Genomic DNA, 1,605 nt, shown 5'->3' on the forward strand with positions numbered 1-1,605 from the left:
GGGCTACACGGTCCGCTGACACCACTGCTGACAAAAACTGTCAGCATGGCCTCCTACAGTCGCTCCCATGGCCTTCTCGCCATGCATTCAAACCACTGGGAGCCTTCATGAACGACTCGATCAAGCCGCTGCGCTTTTACTTCCACCCCCGCTCGCGCGCGGTCATCACGCGCTGGATGCTGGAGGAATGCGGCGCCCGCTATGAGCCCGTGCGGCTGGAATTCGGCAGCACCATGAAGTCCGCCGACTACCTGGCCATCAACCCCATGGGCAAGGTCCCCGCCCTGGTGCATGGTAATACCGCGATCACCGAACTGGCCGCCATCCTTGCCTATCTGGCCGACATCTTTCCCGAACGGCGGCTCGCACCGGCCGTGGACAGCCCGCTGCGCGGCAGCTACCACCGCTGGATGTTCTTCCTGGCCGGCCCTGTCGAGGCCGTGATGACGGCCAAAAGCCAGGGCCACCTGGAGCAGCAGACGGCCGACCAGGCCATGTCTGCCGGCTATGGCCGCTATGACGACGTGGTGCAGACGCTGCGCCAGGCCGTGGCCGGCAGGCGCTACCTGTGCGGCGACCAGTTCACCGCGGCCGACGTGCTCATGGCCAGCTACCTGCGCTGGGGCACGATGATGAAGCTGCTGCCCGCGCTGCCCGAGTTCAGTGATTACGGCCAGCCGCTGATGGAACGCCCGGCCTCGCTGCGCTCCATCCAGCTCAACGAAGCGGACCTCGCGGCCCAGCCGGCATAAGGGCCAGGCAGGGGCTGCCGCCCACCGCGGCGGCCGCCTCGCCATCCAGCCGTCACCGGCAGCGGCTACCATCGGGGGTTGGATCACCGCCTGGCGTTTCCTGAACGCCGTCCCTTCCCCAGCCCTTCCCGACTCCCGCCGCGCATGCCTGCCTTTTCCTTCGAAGCCCTGGATGCACAAGGTCAGACCCGCAAGGGCACGATCGAAGCCGACAACGCGCGCGCCGCGCGCAGCCAGCTGCGGGCCCAGGCCCTGGTGCCCATGGCCGTGGAGATCGTGGCCTCGGGTTCCGCGTCCGGCCCGCAGGGCGGCGCCTCGCGCTGGCTGACCCGCCCCGTCCTTGGCTCCACAGGGCTCACCGTGTGGACGCGCCAGATGGCGGGGCTGGTCGGGTCAGGCCTGCCAATAGAGCGCGCCCTGGCCGCCTTGTCCGAAGAAGCCGACGACCCGCGCCAGCACCACCTCGTGGCCGCGCTGCGCGCCGAGGTCAACGCAGGCTCCACCTTTGCCCGCGCCCTGGCCCAGCACCCGCGCGAGTTCTCCGACATCTACTGCGCCGTGATCGGCGCCGGCGAGGCCAGCGGCAGCCTGGGCCCGGTGCTGGAGCGGCTGGCCGACGACCTGGAATCGCGCCAGGCCCTGCAGTCCAAGCTTATCGGCGCAGCCCTGTACCCGGCCATCGTGACCCTGGTGGCCATCGTCATCGTGCTGTTCCTGGTCAGCTACGTGGTGCCCCAGGTGGCCAGCGTGTTCGCCGGCACCAAGCGCGCCCTGCCCTGGCTCACCGTGGCCATGCTGGCGCTCAGCGACTTCGTGCGCAGCTATGGCTGGGCCGCGCTGATCGCCCTGGTGC

General features: G+C 69.2%; 2 protein-coding genes. Both read left to right on the forward strand.

Going from position 1 to position 1,605, the window contains the following annotated elements; all coding sequences use genetic code 11:
- Positions 1-107: 107 nt before the first annotated feature.
- On the forward strand, positions 108-752 hold the full coding sequence (locus JHD82_RS28895; protein ID WP_012207499.1) for a glutathione S-transferase family protein: 645 nt from the start codon (positions 108-110) through the stop codon (positions 750-752).
- A 144-nt stretch (positions 753-896) separates the two neighbouring features.
- On the forward strand, positions 897-1,605 hold a 709-nt coding region (locus JHD82_RS28900), incomplete at its 3' end, for a type II secretion system F family protein (protein WP_199140321.1).

It is taken from the genome of Delftia sp. ASV31, assembly GCF_016428765.1.
Classification (GTDB): Bacteria; Pseudomonadota; Gammaproteobacteria; order Burkholderiales; family Burkholderiaceae_C; genus Comamonas; species Comamonas acidovorans.